Source organism: Pediococcus siamensis (genome assembly GCF_047220215.1).
GTDB classification, from domain to species: Bacteria; Bacillota; Bacilli; order Lactobacillales; family Lactobacillaceae; genus Pediococcus; species Pediococcus siamensis.
The window spans coordinates 373,154-389,297 of the sequence record NZ_CP178375.1 but is presented as its reverse complement, the minus strand read 5'-3'; the positions used below and the strand labels follow the sequence as shown (position 1 = coordinate 389,297).

The 16,144-nt window shown below is 41.8% G+C and carries 14 protein-coding genes; 5 read left to right on the top strand and 9 right to left on the bottom strand.

Annotation, left to right across the window (positions count from 1 at the left end; translation table 11 throughout):
* Positions 1-154 precede the first annotated feature (154 nt).
* Positions 155-2,593 (top strand): Xaa-Pro dipeptidyl-peptidase, encoded by a 2,439-nt coding sequence (locus tag ACLJJ6_RS01865; protein WP_412989771.1) that lies wholly within the window; start codon positions 155-157, stop codon positions 2,591-2,593.
* 71 nt (positions 2,594-2,664) lie between these two features.
* Here ACLJJ6_RS01865 and ACLJJ6_RS01860 read toward each other — a convergent pair whose 3' ends face one another.
* Together ACLJJ6_RS01860 and ACLJJ6_RS01855 are read right to left on the bottom strand one after the other, a co-directional pair.
* Entirely contained in the window at positions 2,665-3,906 is a 1,242-nt protein-coding gene (locus tag ACLJJ6_RS01860; RefSeq protein ID WP_412988180.1) for an ISL3 family transposase, read from the bottom strand.
* Positions 3,907-4,155: 249 nt separating this feature from the next.
* Complete coding sequence (locus ACLJJ6_RS01855; protein ID WP_412989770.1) at positions 4,156-4,953, bottom strand: biotin--[acetyl-CoA-carboxylase] ligase; 798 nt, start codon at positions 4,951-4,953, stop codon at positions 4,156-4,158.
* A 280-nt stretch (positions 4,954-5,233) separates the two neighbouring features.
* On the opposite strand from ACLJJ6_RS01855, the gene ACLJJ6_RS01850 reads away from it, so the two are divergent.
* Positions 5,234-5,788, top strand: coding sequence for a DUF2179 domain-containing protein (locus ACLJJ6_RS01850; RefSeq protein WP_412989769.1), 555 nt, complete (start codon positions 5,234-5,236; stop codon positions 5,786-5,788).
* Between the two features lie 53 nt (positions 5,789-5,841).
* Entirely contained in the window at positions 5,842-6,756 is a 915-nt protein-coding gene (locus tag ACLJJ6_RS01845) for a proline-specific peptidase family protein (protein WP_412989768.1), read from the top strand.
* A 136-nt stretch (positions 6,757-6,892) separates the two neighbouring features.
* Here the strand turns inward: ACLJJ6_RS01845 and ACLJJ6_RS01840 are convergent, their stop codons facing one another.
* A complete protein-coding gene (locus ACLJJ6_RS01840) occupies positions 6,893-8,440 on the bottom strand; it encodes an ABC-F family ATP-binding cassette domain-containing protein (protein ID WP_412989767.1) in 1,548 nt (515 codons plus the stop codon).
* Between the two features lie 157 nt (positions 8,441-8,597).
* Between ACLJJ6_RS01840 and ACLJJ6_RS01835 the strand changes: the two genes are divergently transcribed.
* Entirely contained in the window at positions 8,598-8,975 is a 378-nt protein-coding gene (locus ACLJJ6_RS01835; protein WP_412989766.1) for a VOC family protein, read from the top strand.
* A gap of 513 nt (positions 8,976-9,488) precedes the next feature.
* Here ACLJJ6_RS01835 and ACLJJ6_RS01830 read toward each other — a convergent pair.
* The 6 genes from ACLJJ6_RS01830 to ACLJJ6_RS01805 form a co-directional block, all read right to left on the bottom strand.
* A complete protein-coding gene (locus tag ACLJJ6_RS01830) occupies positions 9,489-10,733 on the bottom strand; it encodes a glutamate-5-semialdehyde dehydrogenase (protein WP_412989765.1) in 1,245 nt (414 codons plus the stop codon).
* Positions 10,734-11,564, bottom strand: coding sequence for a glutamate 5-kinase (proB, locus tag ACLJJ6_RS01825; protein WP_412989764.1), 831 nt, complete (start codon positions 11,562-11,564; stop codon positions 10,734-10,736).
* Between the two features lie 297 nt (positions 11,565-11,861).
* Positions 11,862-12,677, bottom strand: a complete 816-nt coding sequence (gene map, locus ACLJJ6_RS01820) for a type I methionyl aminopeptidase (RefSeq protein WP_412989763.1) — start codon at positions 12,675-12,677, stop codon at positions 11,862-11,864.
* Positions 12,678-12,748: 71 nt separating this feature from the next.
* Positions 12,749-13,648 carry a DegV family protein gene (locus ACLJJ6_RS01815; RefSeq protein ID WP_412989762.1) on the bottom strand — a complete coding sequence of 300 codons (900 nt, stop codon included), beginning with the start codon at positions 13,646-13,648 and terminating at the stop codon, positions 12,749-12,751.
* 4 nt (positions 13,649-13,652) lie between these two features.
* Complete coding sequence (gene trxA, locus ACLJJ6_RS01810) at positions 13,653-13,973, bottom strand: thioredoxin (protein WP_412989761.1); 321 nt, start codon at positions 13,971-13,973, stop codon at positions 13,653-13,655.
* Positions 13,974-14,067: 94 nt separating this feature from the next.
* Positions 14,068-14,814: a TerC family protein gene (locus ACLJJ6_RS01805; protein ID WP_412989760.1), complete on the bottom strand. Its 747-nt coding sequence runs from the start codon at positions 14,812-14,814 to the stop codon at positions 14,068-14,070.
* 317 nt (positions 14,815-15,131) lie between these two features.
* Here ACLJJ6_RS01805 and ACLJJ6_RS01800 point away from each other — a divergent pair, with 317 nt between their 5' ends.
* Positions 15,132-16,049 carry a magnesium transporter CorA family protein gene (locus ACLJJ6_RS01800; protein ID WP_412989759.1) on the top strand — a complete coding sequence of 306 codons (918 nt, stop codon included), beginning with the start codon at positions 15,132-15,134 and terminating at the stop codon, positions 16,047-16,049.
* The last annotated feature ends 95 nt before the right edge of the window (positions 16,050-16,144 follow it).

The window sequence follows — 16,144 nt, the reverse complement described above, 5'->3', positions numbered from 1 at the left end:
TTTTATTCTATTCGTGCCCCTAAAAGACACTAGCTGTTTGCCAAGTACGAGCTCGGGCGTTTATTTTGCATATTCGCTACAAATTACAGAACATGTTTTCCTGAGTTGGCGTATAATTGGTGCCATACAACTTTTCCGGAGGTTTAGATTTACTATGAAAAACAATCAATTTGCCATTGAAACTGTGGATAAGGCGACCGAGCAAAAAGAATTACGCGCCATCCACTTTATTGACCAGACCGTTGATAAGCTCACCGACCCCGTGGCTGTCTGGCAGGTTTTGCTAGATAAAACATTTTTACAAGCCAAAAACCAAACGGTTCTCTATCAAAAATTAAACAATTATTTAGCAACTCCCCAGCTAGCTTTAGGCGACTTTTTTGAGCGCAACGAAGCACTCACCAACGAAATCTTCTACCGGGTTGCCCTGCAACTCCTTGAGTTTGATGTGGATAGCGACTTTGATTTAAATGACCCGTTAGCTGCCCTCAAGAAAATCCAACTTACTTTTGTGTCGGAACCCATTCAAACCAAAGCAGACCTGCTCCATGCGTGGTACCTGTTACTGTGCACGCATACCAAAAACGGCCAGACTTACTTAGACAAATTGGCACAGGACGGTTACTTTATGCCTTTCTATGCCCAAACAACTGCCCCCCTCTTCTTTAATGGAAAAGCGCAGGCTGTGTTTGATCCTCACCAGCTGATACGTGATGTAGTCTACGTAGAAGCGCCGTTAGATACTGATAAGGATAGTCAACGTGACCTGTTAAAAGTCGAAATTTTACGTCCAAAACAGACTGAAACGGGCTATCAAGCACCTGTTTTGTATACAGCAAGTCCCTACAACCAAGGGATTAACGACGAAGCCGGCAGTAAGATGATGCATAACGTTGATGTGCCTTTGAAAGCAAAAGAGCCCCGTAACGTTTCTTATGAAGAGATTCGCTACCACGAGCCAACTCCTGAGCTTCCTAAAAAGCGGGTGATTAAAGGCGAACAAAAAGAAGCCGACGAAACCTTTGCCATGGAGTCGCCGTACACGTTAAACGATTACTTTTTAACCCGGGGCTTTGCCGTCGTCTATGCAGCTGGAATTGGCACCAAAGACTCTGATGGCATTCGTGATACGGGCGGCGTTGCTGAAACGGCATCAACCATTGCCGTGATTGAGTGGCTGGCAGGTAATCGAACTGCATTCACCAACAAAACCGATAACATTGCCATCAAAGCCTGGTGGTCAAATGGCAAAATTGCTATGACCGGCCGCTCTTATTTAGGTACCTTAGCGACTGCTGCCGCCACTACTGGGGTTGCCGGCTTAAAAACCGTTGTGTCTGAAGCTGCGATTTCAAGCTGGTATGATTACTACCGCGACGGGGGCTTGGTTGCTGCGCCCGATACGTTCCAAGGCGAAGACATGGATGTACTGGCTACCGAAGTCTTTAGTCGGATGCAAAATCCTGGCGATTACTTGAAGATTAAAGATTTCTTTAACCAAGTTTTAGCTGTCATGACCAAAGATCAAGACCGGGAAACTGGTAATTACAGTCGTTATTGGGATGAACGCAACTACTTAAATAATGTCTCTAAAATTAAAGCTGACATGATCATGGTTCATGGTTTGAATGACTGGAACGTAAAGCCTCGCAATGTGGGTAATCTATGGAATGCTTTACGAGATGTGCCGGTCACTAAAAAACTGATTTTACATCAGGGACAACATATTTATGTAAATGCTTTTCGCTCGTTAGATTTCACAGACATGATGAACCTTTGGTTTAGTCACGAACTCTTTGGTATTGAAAACCACGCCAAAGAGCTTCTCCCTGACGTCTTAATCCAGGATAATGTCGAACCAGAAACCTGGCGCACTTATGAGGATTGGCAATCGCCACAAGCTAAACGGCAAACCTTTAACTTTGAGGCCAAAGAGTTAGTGCCTGAATCCGTTCCGGTTCGCTCTGCCGCTGCCTCATTTAGTGATCATTTGGACGATGAAACCTTTGATTTTTATAAAAAGCATCTTGCGGTTTGGCAACGAGACCTGCTGACTACCAACCATGACACCACCGGCGAGAACCGATTGCGCGATAATCGTTTGATTTTCAAAACCAGTCAGTACGACCAAGATATCTATATTGACGGCCGGGTCCAACTTAAAATCCGGGTTGCTGTTAACGAACCGTTTGGCATGTTAAGTTTTCAGCTCGTAGATTATGGCGATGCCCAACGGCTGACGGTCAGTCCTACAGTTTTGGCTGCGAAGTCACTAAGCGGGACCTATGATTGGCGCCGTGACAATTTGCGTGAATTTACCCGTCAAAAAGAAAGTACGCCGTGGAAGATGATTACCAACGGCCACATCAATCTGCAAAACCGGCACAATAACTATCAAGTTGATGAACTCAAGCCTAATGATTTTTATGACCTGACGCTGGAATTACAACCCACTTTTTATCATTTACTCAAGGGTCACCAACTTGGCTTAGTGGTATATGCTACGGACTTTGGGACCACGATTCGCGGAAATCAGGAATTACAATATTCTCTCCAAATCAATCAGTGTCAGCTGAGTCTGCCACTTAAATAGGGTCTCTGTCAAATTGTATTGGTGGAGATTTTTGAAAAGCATGTTCACTTCGGTGAATGTGCTTTTTTTGTTTACGCATAAATTAAACTGATACGAATGAAAAAGTTATGAATATTTTGAAAACCAAAACAGCTACGCTTTAACACCTTAATTTTACGATTTAGTCCTTCAATAGGACCGTTGGAATACGGATAACGACAACTATTGAGAACAGCAGGACCATTCTTTATTAAAGTTGAGATAGTAATATCCATTTGGTTGCCAGCCGCCTTGTAGTTGGCAATCAAGGTTTTAAATCCAACCGCATCTTTTTGTTGAATGGCTGTTAGAATTCCTTGATAGGTTTGATACACAGTTTTAAATTCTGGAAATTCATCTAAGGCTAGGTCAATGGCGTTCTGTTGGGTCATGTATTCGTTGATACCGTGTAAATAGATAAGTTTAGTATCATTGACCTTTTCTTCTGCCAAATGGAACAAACGCCATTGAGATTTTAGAATGCGATAAACTCGGGAATGCTTATCTTGAAAAGTATGGATCACACGTGTACGTTCGTTATCCAGTGCCCGACCGGCAAGTTGAATAATGTGGAAACGGTCAATGATGGTTATTGCCTTAGGAAATAACCGATGAATAAAGCCAGCATACTCAGCATTCATATCAACGGTGATTGTTTGAACTTTCATACGTTCTTGAACTGAATAGCGAGCTTCAAAGTAATCAATGATATCCTTACTAAGGCGATCCTTAAGAATCACAATGCGGCGATGACTAACGGCATCGCAACAGTTAAAGGACATTAGATGATTACAGGAACGGAATTCATCAAAACAAAGATTTTGGGGGAGTGTTTTAACACGATAAGCTAAGTGAATATTCGCATTTAAAATGCGTTGAACACTACTTGGTGAAATCCCACAAATCTTAGCGATTTCTTTACTGGTCAGCATATCCCGAGCCAGAACAATTACTTGATGTTTCACATTATGCGTAAAAGTTTCATTACGTTTAACGAGGTTAGTTTGAGCACCACAGGTTTTTAAACACCGTTTACATTGATATCTTTGTCGTTTTAGCTGCATCTCATAACGTCCACCTGATAAGGTTCCCAATCTTAGATGGCCAATGTGAGTTCCATTTTTGATTAGAGATTTATGGCCACAATGAGGACATTTTAAAAGTTGATAGGAAAGGATAGCGTGAACGACATGAACGTGTTGCCCATTGGGATAATGTTCCTTAGTAATCTCAGTTACAGTTAAATTAGGGTCTGTTATTTCGAATAGGCTTAGGATAGAATTAGTTAGGGACATTTGTTTTTCCTCTTTTCGATTTTATTAGGCGATTAAATCGTAACACAAAGAGGGCAAATGTCCTTTTTTTTTTCAAAATAAAAACTGGTATCAGTTATTCACCAATACCAGAAAGTGTAGACCCCTTAAATAACACTAAAACTGGGACAAAGCTCAATTTGTCCCAGTTTTTATTTGCCATGATGATTGCGATTGAGATCGAAATCCCGTTTCTAAGCGGTGAGCCCCACTCGTCAGCCGCTTCTCTTTTTAAACTGTGCGCACGCGAATAATTTCACCGCTCGTGACTTGTAAGATTGTTTTAGCGGTCCTTAACACCAGCGCCCCTTCATCATTCACATCGAGCACCTGCCCGGTCACGGTCTGATTTTGGTATTGGACTTCGACATGGTGACCAATCACAGATGAACGTTTTCGATAAACGGGCATAAAATCGCCGGTGGAATACGTTTTTAGGCGTTCAAAAAAATGTTGTATAAAGGCACTTACAAATTCAGTTTGAGGCGGCTCATGGGATTGATCACTTAAGGAAATTGCGATGTCTTCAAGTTCTTTTGGAAAAATTTTCGTCGCTAAATTAACGCCAATGCCAATCACAATAGCTTTCAATTGATTAGACACAGGATCCGTTACTGCTTCTGCAAGGATGCCACCGACTTTGTGCTGGTCTAAAATCAGATCATTAACCCATTTGATTTGTAGTTTTACTGGAAAGTAGGCTTCAATAGTTTCCAAACTGGCAACAGCCGTCATGGTTGTCAATAATCCCGGGTGAAATTGAATGCCTGTTTTCATTGGAATTAAAAAACTAATATACAGCCCGGTATCTTGCGGCGAGTAAAAATCACGATTTAAACGCCCGTACCCATTTGTTTGTTGATTAGCTACAAATACATGTGCTTGCGTTAAAGGAACTGCCTGTTGTGCGGTCCGTTTGGCTTGCAAGTTAGTGGAGTCAAGTTGTTCGTAATAGTGAAATTGAGCAGAAATATGCGCTTGATCTAAATTTTGTTGAATAAGCTTAACATCGAGTTTAATTCTCAACATCCCCTTGCCTTTTTTTAAATCGCTTTTATTTAAACGAATTGAACTGCTTGCCGGTACTAAGTTTTCTCTGCTATACTTTGCTAATACAAAATTAAATTATACCGCAAGGTTAACAGAGTTGGCGGGCCTTTATTTATTTCGAACCGCTTGGATCAAAAATTAGGAAGGCTACCAGATCACGTTTAAAACATAAGGCGCATAAAGTATTTTTTATCGCCAGCATCTCAGTTTGCTCAGCGCACTGACGAAAATTTAATCAGGAAAGAAGGTTTGCATCACAATGAACTTTGGCTTAATTGCACTTATCTTCACACTCAGTTTCGCTTACATTACCATGAATACCATTCGCACCCTCTTGGAAATGAAGGGTTATAAATTCTGGGCCTCATTGCTGTCCATTGCTGAAATTGTGACCTACGTTGTCGGCTTAAGCTTAGTTCTCAGCAAACTCAATAATATTAGCAATATTGCCGCCTATGCGTTAGGTTATGCGACCGGTATTTATTTTGGGACGTGGCTAGAGGACAAGTTACGCTTAGGTCTCCTGGACGTCAATGTCATTCTTCCTAAAACGCCGGAAAGCAAAGGATTTGCCGAAACAATTCGCTCCGAAGGTTACGGGGTCACCGTTAAAAATGCGCAAGGCCGGGAAGGCGCGCGCTTAGAATTTGAAATCCTCACACCGCGTAAACGCGAACAGCATCTGTATAATTTTATCGAAGCTAATAATCCGGACGCTTTTATCATTTCTTATGAACCCAAATTCATTAAAGGCGGTTTTTGGCGAAAACGTATGCGTAAACGCTTGCCGAATCAGGATCAGAACATTGAGTAGTTGGCGAACTTTTGCTAGAATAAGGATTAACTAAAACGAAATAGGGTGATCTGGTGAAACAAGGAACAAAAATTATCACATTAGATAATGGGTATCATTTATGGACACATACTGATGGCGAAGACAGTAAGATTCATTTGCTCGCCTTACATGGTGGTCCTGGTGGAAATCACGAATACTGGGAAAATTTTCATGATGAACTGAAAAAACAAGGTTTGGATGTACAGGTTCATTACTATGATCAATTAGGCTCCTGGTACTCTGACCAGCCTGATTATGCTGACCCCAAAATTGCCGACAAATATCTTACCTATGACTACTTTTTAGATGAAGTTGAAGAAGTTCGCCAAAAGCTAGGAATTGATCATTTCTATCTCATTGGCCAATCATGGGGTGGTGCTTTAACCATGCTGTATGCTTTGAAATATGGTGAACACCTTAAGGGCGCCATCATTTCAAGCATGGTTGATAACATCGATGAGTACTTGGAACATCAAGATGCCATTCGAGATGAGGCCTTAGCACCGGCCGACGCTCAATTCATGCGGGATTGTGAAAAGAATGGTGACTGGCACAATGCACGTTATCAAGAGTTAGTGGAAGTTTTGAACGAGGGCTATGTGGATCGTAAACAGCCACCGGCAATTTCTCATTTAGTTGATACAATGGCCGTTCCTGTTTATAATGCCTTCCAAGGTGACAATGAATTTGTTGTCACCGGCAAACTAAAGGACTGGGATATTCGGGATCAGATTCACAAAATTACGGTACCAACGTTACTGACTTTTGGCGAGCATGAAACCATGCCGCTAAAATCTGCCCAACGTATGGCACAAGAAATCCCCAATGCCCGCTTAGTCACAACGCCTAATGGTGGTCATCATCATATGATTGATAATGCGCCAGTTTACTTCAAACACCTTGCGGATTATCTGCGGGATGTTGAAAGCGGACAGTTTCATAACTAATTAAAAAGTCATAAAAAGCGTAAGAAAATTGGTCAATAGCCAGTTTCTTACGCTTTTTCAATCGGAATTTTTCCAGTCCCCTAGAACCAAAAAAGGAGCTTCAAGTTGGTGATGCACTTGAAACTCCTAATTTGAGTTATTTATCAATCCGTAGTTTTTCTACGTTTAGTTCTTTGTCAATCCAGCCAGTATAAAAGCCATCTTCATGGCTGACCACAATCAAATTACCTTTAAACCGCTGCAACGCTTCACTCAATGCCGCCTTGGTTTCATCATCAAGATGGTTCGTAGGTTCATCCATAACCAAGAAATTAGACTCCACCAATTCCAATAAACAAAGCTTAACTTTCGTTTGTTCGCCACCACTGAGAATATGCATCGGTTTTTGTGTATCCGCTGCATTAATGCCACATTTTGCCAACTTCGTTCGAATGGTTTTGGGCAACATCGTCGGATACTGTTCTTGAATTGTTTGTAAGGGCGTTAACTCCGGATTGTCCCACACCAACTCCTGACTAAAGTAATTCACTTTCGCAGAAGGAGAAAATACAGTACTACCATTCAGTGCCGGGATTTTTCCCAAAATCGATTTAATTAAGGTTGACTTTCCCGCCCCGTTAAATCCTGAAAACGCAATTTTTTCGCCAGCTGTTAAGCTAAACGTCACGGGTTCCAGTAATTGCCGTTTGCCATAACCAACCGCCAACTTTTTCACGGCTACGGCATTTTGCGAACCCGTTTCTAGGTATGGAAAATCAAAGTGGGCCCGTAAGTTTTCACTTGGTGGGTCAATGCGTTCCATATGCGATAACATTTTTTCACGTGACTTTGCCATCGTTGAATGCGAACCCGCTTTATTTTTACGAATAAACTTCTCCGCCTTTTCGATCACAACCTGTTGTTTTTCAAAGGCCTTTAGTTGTGCCTCTTTGCGGGCATCTTTTTGCCGCATTGCAGATTTGAAATTCCCACGATATTTTGTAATTTTTCCAAACGCCACATCACAAATACAGTTTGTAATGGCCTGTAAAAAGTCATAATCATGTGAGATTACAATAAAGGCGCCCGTAAAGTTGTTTAAATAATCTTCCAGCCAGTTAATATGAGCCGTATCCAAATAGTTCGTCGGTTCATCCAACAACAACACGTCGGGACTTTGCAGAAGCAACTTAGCTAAAATAATTTTAGAACACTGCCCACCACTCATTTCACTGACAATATGATCTCTACCAATATCATCGAGACCCAGACCGGACATTACCCGCGCAATTTCCGTATCGATTTCATAAAAGTTATTAGCTTCCAGTGTTTCTTGAATTCGACCCGCCTTCTCCAGCAACTGATCATCTAGGTTTTCTGCATAGTCTGCGTAATACTGATCCATACGCGCTTTCAACTCAAATAAATGAGCATAGGCGGTCGTTAAAAATTGATACAGGGTATCACCTGCCGGAATATCGGCATATTGGTCCAAATACCCATAAGTCACCTTATTTTGCCACTTTACGCTTCCTTGATCTGGTAAAATGGTTCCGGTGAGGATCTTGATCAAGGTACTTTTCCCTGCCCCATTTTGTCCCACAATCCCCATGTGGTCCTGTTTATTCAGATCAAAACTAGCGTCCTCATACAATCTTTTATCCGCAAATCCGTGGGATAAGTTTTCTACTGCTAATATACTCATAATTCTCACTTTCCGTTCGTTCCTAAAACGACTAATAACAACCGTATCACAAAGGGTTGAATACCGTCAACTACAGCGATCTCCTTAAAGAATATGCTATACTAGTGAAGATTTAAGCATAAAAATCTGATTCTAAATTTAAGGAAGTCATTTAACTATGAATGTACGTGAAATTGACCATATTGTTCTGACGGTAAGTAACATCGAAAAAAGTTTGCGCTTTTACCACGAGGTTTTCGACATGCCCATCTTAACTTTTGATGGTGATCGAAAAGCCGTGCTATGCGGCAAACAAAAAATTAACTTTCAACTTGCCGATCACCCGCATCAACCGGTTGCCGCAGCGCCCACTCCGGGTTCAGCTGATTTATGCATCGTGGTTAAGGATAAGATGCCAGCTGTCATTAATCACCTCAAAAGCTACTATGTGACTATTATTGAAGGACCGGTACAAAAAACTGGCGCACACGGTAACTTAACTTCCGTTTATGTGCGCGACCCCGATAGCAACCTGATTGAGATTAGTAATTATTAGTCCAAGTCAGATCCCCTTTAAAGGCCGAATCATTTAATCAACACCTTTCAATCACCCATTGCAAAAAGTGCTAAGCATGAGACTGAGAAAAATTCTCAGTCTTTTTTGTCTCCAAATCTGAATAGTCGCCAGTAAAAAAACTATGCGCAGCGCATTAAATTGCTTTTCCCTCTGTGCTTATCTAAAGATAGTCTACACCCACATCTTAAGAAAGCATTCATTTGTTTTGCCCTAAAAGAGCTAAGTACGCGAACAGAAAAATTTCCATCCTGTTCTTGCCTGCGAAACTTAACGGTCAAAACTGGGAAAACATGAACTACTTGTCTCACTAAGAAAGCCGAACGATTCAAAGAACAAATCATTCGGCTTACCTGTTTGCCATAGCAACTTAGCGTTTTAGCATGTTAGATACATAGCTGCCATCGGATATGCAAAGTTAAGGTACCACTTTTCCCCGCCTTGCGACTAAGGAAAAAAATTTTCTAAAACACGTTAAAACTATCCGAAATTTACTTATTTTCTTACCTGACCATTACCACGCACCACATATTTAGTTGAAGTGATTTCGTTTAATCCCATTGGTCCCCTTGCATGCAATTTTTGAGTACTAATGCCGATTTCTGCTCCGAACCCAAATTCATAGCCATCTGTGAACCGAGTCGAAGCATTCACATAAACAACAGCTGCATCCACTTCTTTGGTAAATTGCTCACTATGGGCGTAATCGTTGGTAATGATGGCTTCACTGTGCTTGGTATTATAGCGGTTAATATGGGCAATCGCTTCATCAAGATTCGCCACTACCTTGATCGCCATAATGTAATCATTATATTCTGTACCCCAATCCGCTGCACTTGCCAGCGTGATGGTTGGCAAAATAGCCTGTGCTTGCCGGTCGCCACGTAAGTCGACATTGTATGGCTTTAAGGCCTTCGCAACCATCGGCAGTAATTTTTCGGCCACAGCTTCATTTACCACCAGTTTCTCCATGGCATTGCATACTGAAGGCCGCTGTGTTTTAGCATTCACAATAATATCCGTTGCCATTTGCAGATCAGCACCTGCATCAACGTACACGTGACAGTTTCCCGCGCCCGTTTCAATAACAGGCACCGTGGCTTTTTGGACAACCATTTGAATAAACTGGGCACTACCCCGTGGAATCAACACATCCAAATAGGTCGTTAGTTGCATTAAGGCGGTTGCCGTTTCATGGGAAGTATCCGTAATAAGCTGGACGCTGTCAATCGCAACATTTTCAGCTTGTAAGGCCGCTCTTAAGGCGTTTACTAACACCTGATTAGAATGAATGGCCTCCTTGCCACCCCTTAAAATGACCGCATTTCCGGCTTTGAATGTTAAACCGGCCGCATCTACCGTCACGTTCGGTCGCGCTTCATAAATCATCCCAATGACGCCGAGTGGCACTCTGACTTGTGAGATCGCTAAACCCGCTTCGGTGGTCCAGCCTTTCACAACTTCGCCAATTGGATCCGGTAGTTCAGCGACATGTTCCAATCCGCTTGCCATGTTCTCGACGCGACTTTCGTCTAACTTTAACCGGTCCAACATGACTTTCTTAACACCATTTTTTTCAGCATCTTTCATATCAACCGCATTAGCCGCTAAAATTTCAGCTGTCTGTTTCCGAATAGAAGCCGCCATAGTCCGCAAAACTTGGTTTTTTTTAAGTGTTGTCAGCTGTGAAAGTTGTTTTTCTGCGACCTGTGCCTGTTTACCCATTTCTGTTAATGTCATTTATGCAAGGCCTTCTTTCGTGCTCATTTCTTTTGGTGTAAATAGTGTCCCAACCGGTTCTCCCGCCAGAATGTTATAAATAATGCGTGGATTTTTGCCATTAGCCAGCACCATTGTTTGATGATTATTCAGAATGCGTTTTGCCGCTTTGAGTTTGGTAATCATCCCACCGGTGCCAAACTGAGTGCCACGGCCCCCCGCTGCTTGAATAATGTTGGCATCAATTTTCGTTACCGTATGATACATTTCTGCATTAGGGTCAGCCAGCGGATTGTTTGAATAAAAACCATCAATATCAGATAACATAATCAGTAAATCGGCATCAATCAAATTTGCCACAATAGCCGATAGCTGGTCATTATCCCCAAATTTCGTTTTGTGGTCCAACTCGTCAACTGATACCGCATCATTTTCGTTCACAATTGGAATGACATTCATTTTTAATAGTTCCTGAAATGCATTCGAGACGTTCTTCTTACTTTGGGGATAAACCAGCACATCGCGTGTTAATAACATCTGAGCAACTGATTTTCCATAGTGCTGAAATTCACGTTCATAAATGCCTAGAAGTTCACCTTGCCCAACCGAAGCCACTGCCTGTTGCTCAGGAATAGTCTCGGGTCGAACAGATAACCCGAGCCGTCCCATACCAACGCCAATGGCACCTGACGACACCAAGACTACTTCTTTCCCCTGATTCTTTAAATCACTAAGAACAAAAGCCAAACGCTCAATTGCGCGTAAATTTAACCGATTAGTGTTTTGATAAAGTAGCGAACTGGTCCCAATCTTAATTACCAGTCGTTTTGCCTTTAGATTTCTTTTATTCATATTTGCCACCAATTTTATGATTTTTAATTTCTGATCTCCACACGCGTACTATCATACCGGAATTTAACTATTTGTCCAAGGATTCCTTCCGACAAGCACCAAATTCTACACAATACCATCCCATTCAAAGAAGTACTGATAGTTAAGTCTGCCAATTCGGGGGCACGTAGAACCAGCTTTCATAACCAACTTCTACAAGCAAAGCAGTTTTCACAACCAACTTCTACGAGCAAAGCAGTTTTCACAAATTTGTTACAAAAAAAGTTGGCACCGACTTCGGCCAACTAGAATTTCTTATTATTTTAAAATTTTTGCATCAAAATCCGGCGTCAACAAATATTTAGCATCAAACTCGGGATCTTGCGAAGTTAAAATTTTGGGGCCCTCATTTGTGACAACTAAAGTATGCTCATACTGACAACTTAAACTACCATCCATCGTGGTAACTGTCCAACCATCTGGCGCAGAAGTATCACAACGCCAGTCGCCCACATTTACCATGGGTTCGATGGTGATCGTCATGCCAGCCTTGAGGCGTAACCCACGCCCAGCATCACCATAGCCTGGTACCATCGGATCTTCGTGCATTGTCGGCTGAATTCCGTGACCAACGAATTCACGGACATCACCGTATCCATGTTCGTCTTCAATATAATGCTGCATTGCATGCCCAATATCACCAATACGATTGCCCGGAACCGCCTGATCAATGCCTAGATACAAGGCTTTTTTAGTCACTGCCATTAAATTCTTAACTTCATCACTAACGTTTCCAACTGCATATGCCCAGCAAGAATCAGACATATAACCGTCGACACTGACCACTGTATCCACTTTAACCAGATCGCCTTCTTTAATCAGCAGGTCTTTACGCGGAAAGCCATGGCAGACTTCATCATTGACACTGACACACGTTGCATATTCATACCCTTCGAAGCCCTTTTCCTCCGGTTTAGCGTTGTGTTCAGCTAAATAACGTAAAGCAAACTTTTCGATATCCCAACTTGAAATTCCGGGTTTAATGATATCACGTAACCCGATATGCATGCCTGCTAATACAGCACCCGACTTTTGCATACCCTTAATCTCTCGTTCTGATTTTAATGTGATCATGTTTCTATCTCCCAATTTATAAATTCAACTACTCTATCTTAGCACAAATTCGCTTCCCAATATCTGCAGCGCTATTTTTCACTTGTTGGGGCTTGCACCTCATCAGCAACAAAGGTTCGCCAATCTGGTGCCCAGACCAACCCCATTGATTTTTCACCGGTATGAACGCCCATAAACGGACCGATTTCGCCCATTTCTATTGTGGCATTCTGGTAACGACTGCCAAGCTCACTGCGCCACTGCTTATTTAGTTCCGCATTATTTGCATCAAGCACACTAATTCGCTGGCTGCCTTTACTCTGAGACAAATCACGATCCATGCGTAACTTAGCTTTACGAAACGCATTATCCATATGATGCGCATTCGTAACTAATTCCAGACGCCCAGCAGAATTAAAAGTTAATAGTGTCCGGGTCCCCAAAATTGCCCCAATTAACGGCGAGCGGCTCATGATTCGTCCTGTTTTAGACAGCGCACGCATGTTATACACAATTAATAAGAACTGAGTGGCTTCCTGTAATTTCATGACTTGCTGCAAAATTGCGTGCACTGAATAATGGCGGTTCACCAAGCTAGCCGCCAAAAGCGCCAGGTTCCCTTCCGCCGCGCATGCTAACTTAGAGTCCACTGCATAGACATCTAGATTCTTCACAGATGGCGCAAACGCCTTTAGATTGGTAATGAAGCCGCTCAGACCACTCGAAACGCCAAAACAGATGGCGGCTTCATACCCGGCGGCGGCCAATTCGGTAAACGTCTGCTGCATTTCTGTCATCGCAACCTGCGAGGCGGTCGGCACCGTCTTATCGGTGCGCAACCGCTCATAAAATTCTGCCGCAGACAGATCAACACCTTCACGATAAAGGTGGTTTCCAAATAAAATCGGTTGGTGAATAACAAACAAATGATATTGGTGCACCAAGTTTGCTGGCACATTGGCGGAACTATCCACTACAATTGCAATTTTCATCTTTTCACCTAGTTTCCAATTTGGAATCTAAGTACTTTGCTAATTTATCTTTCGGGTAGACGCCCGTCACTTTTTCAACCGCCTTACCATCCCGAAATAAAACTAACGCCGGAATACTCATAATTTTGTACTTCTCAGCAATCTCTTGTTGGTGGTCCACATTTAACTTGCCAAATTTAATCTGTCCTTCATAGGTGGGCTCAAGTTGATCAAGGATGGGCTCTAATCGTTTGCACGGTCCACACCATGGCGCCCAAAAATCGACCAGAGTCAGCCCTTTTGCCGTTTCTTTTTCAATATTATAGCTTGTAATGGTTACAGCCATTATTTTCCCTCCGTTTTGTTCCTTTATGTGTGAATTATAGCATAGACAGGTTTGCCACGACATCAACAGCTATCCTGATTTCCTCAACTGGACGCTAGTGTGTCTGTCTGTTCACGCGATAAAAATGAATCGCTAAGGTGATCAAAACTGCTAATACCACAATTAAGGCAAATATTCCTGAAGGAACTTCCCAACCAATAAGCGGAATGGATACAAATAATTTAATTCCAATAATCGCAATTAAGACATAGGCCATCGTTTCCAGTTCAGGAATCTTGCGCATGACATTCATAATAATTTCGGCAATTCCACGCATGCAAAGAATCCCAATCATTCCGCCAATGAGGACAATCACCGGATTAGAAGAGATTGCTAATGAAGCCAAAACAGAATCAACCGAAAAAATAATATCCATCATTTCAATCTGTAATACGACTGACCAAAATAACGACAAATGTCGTTCTTTTTTAACTTTCGGGGAGGTTATTTTCTGGCTTGCACCTTTCTTTTTGGGCGCAAAATAGCGATAAACCATATACAGCAGATATAGTGCGCCAATAATTTTAATTTCCCAAATATGAATTAAGTAAGTCCCAATCCCAATGACCAGAAAGCGGAAGACATAAGCTCCCCAGAGACCATAAAACAATGATTTTTCCCGATCTTTTAAATTAGTTAGTACTTGTGTTTGGGTGGCTAAAACCACAGCGTTATCAACCGAAAGCAGGCATTCAATCATGACTAGCGAGAGAATGATCATCCAATCGCTACTAGATGTGACCACCGTTTCCCAGTTATGAGGATCAAAAAACGGTCCGTATAATTTTGAAATTAGTTGCATTAAGCGGTGCTCCCTTCTGTGCTAAAATCATACCACAATCACACCAAAACGGCGTAGGTTCCTTTTATCTCTCATTTTTATTCGCATATATTGCTCATCCAAATCAGGAATCGCGTTAACGCGCCCGATTCCTTTTTTGCTGCCTCTGATGAGTCAAAAACCAACATCACCAAATTTCTTAACCGCGATGCGCTGTTTGTCATTGTTTGAAACAATTTTAAATGACATGCTTTAACTTTCGTACATAGACGTGACGCCGGCATTGGATTAAACTTAGCTTAAGCAAGTTTTTATATTTTTCCAGTGAGGCAACCCTAATGATATCTGAAAAAAAAATTAATTCACAAAGCACATGGATCACGGTTAATAATCCAACTGAAAATGAGATTCAAAGCATTATTCATCAGTACAACGTTACCGAAGAAATGTTAGGTTATGCCACCGATCCAAACGAACGGGCGCGAATCGAAACTGACCATGATGCTAATATTTTTTTGATTATTTTTGATGTTCTTTCTAAGGATATCACGGACAGCGGCAGTACGGAGCCAATTGGGATTATGTTGGCAAATAATTACGTTTTAACATTTACCCGGTCATCAACTGAGTTTATGAATACCATCTTTGATAAATACTTAGGGATTGCTCAACGGCAAGAAAATAAAATTTCGCCGCTAACCATTATTTTTCGCACCCTTTATGAACTATCCGTTCAATATTTTGATGCCGTGACGAACATTAATCGTCAGCGGCAGCAAATTCAAAAATCAATGGTTAAACGCATTTCACGCCGCTCCATTTCTGACATGCTCCACCTTGAAACCAGTCTGGTTTATTATTTGACCTCTTTGAAGACAAACAACGCCCTTTTGACCAGCTTGAGCCGGCGTCCGGATATCAAAATGACCAAAGCACAACACGAACAGTTGGAAGATGTCATTGTCGAATCTCAACAGGGGGAAGAAATGGCCCAGCTAGCAACTGACATTATTGAACGCGTGGCCAACGCAAATTCTAATATTTTGGATAGCGACCTCAACAACACCATGAAGTTTTTAACGGTCTTTTCAATTGTCTTAGCCGTTCCTTCCATCGTTTTTGGCTTCTTCGGACAAAATGTTTTGATCCCGTTTCAGCATTCTGTCATGGGCTGGGAATTCACAATTTTCATTACCATTATCTTGATTCTCATCGTCTTACTAGTTTTAAATTTAAATAATTTTTTCAAAAAGTAGTTTAAAAAAAGCGTATTTACTTTTTAGCCTTGAAAAACCAAATGCTTGCTCGGCAAGACATGTGGTAAACTCAAAATAGTAAATACGGGCAACAA

Excerpts from the sequence above, each read along its gene's own strand:
- ACLJJ6_RS01865 (WP_412989771.1), top strand. The coding sequence starts at position 155 with ATGAAAAACAATCAATTTGCCATTGAAACTGTGGATAAGGCGACCGAG.
- ACLJJ6_RS01800 (WP_412989759.1), top strand. The coding sequence starts at position 15,132 with ATGATATCTGAAAAAAAAATTAATTCACAAAGCACATGGATCACGGTT.
- ACLJJ6_RS01835 (WP_412989766.1), top strand. The coding sequence starts at position 8,598 with ATGAATGTACGTGAAATTGACCATATTGTTCTGACGGTAAGTAACATC.
- map (WP_412989763.1), bottom strand. The coding sequence starts at position 12,677 with ATGATCACATTAAAATCAGAACGAGAGATTAAGGGTATGCAAAAGTCG.
- trxA (WP_412989761.1), bottom strand. The coding sequence starts at position 13,973 with ATGGCTGTAACCATTACAAGCTATAATATTGAAAAAGAAACGGCAAAA.
- ACLJJ6_RS01830 (WP_412989765.1), bottom strand. The coding sequence starts at position 10,733 with ATGACATTAACAGAAATGGGTAAACAGGCACAGGTCGCAGAAAAACAA.
- ACLJJ6_RS01805 (WP_412989760.1), bottom strand. The coding sequence starts at position 14,814 with ATGCAACTAATTTCAAAATTATACGGACCGTTTTTTGATCCTCATAAC.
- ACLJJ6_RS01860 (WP_412988180.1), bottom strand. The coding sequence starts at position 3,906 with ATGTCCCTAACTAATTCTATCCTAAGCCTATTCGAAATAACAGACCCT.
- ACLJJ6_RS01850 (WP_412989769.1), top strand. The coding sequence starts at position 5,234 with ATGAACTTTGGCTTAATTGCACTTATCTTCACACTCAGTTTCGCTTAC.
- ACLJJ6_RS01840 (WP_412989767.1), bottom strand. The coding sequence starts at position 8,440 with ATGAGTATATTAGCAGTAGAAAACTTATCCCACGGATTTGCGGATAAA.
- proB (WP_412989764.1), bottom strand. The coding sequence starts at position 11,564 with ATGAATAAAAGAAATCTAAAGGCAAAACGACTGGTAATTAAGATTGGG.
- ACLJJ6_RS01855 (WP_412989770.1), bottom strand. The coding sequence starts at position 4,953 with ATGTTGAGAATTAAACTCGATGTTAAGCTTATTCAACAAAATTTAGAT.
- ACLJJ6_RS01815 (WP_412989762.1), bottom strand. The coding sequence starts at position 13,648 with ATGAAAATTGCAATTGTAGTGGATAGTTCCGCCAATGTGCCAGCAAAC.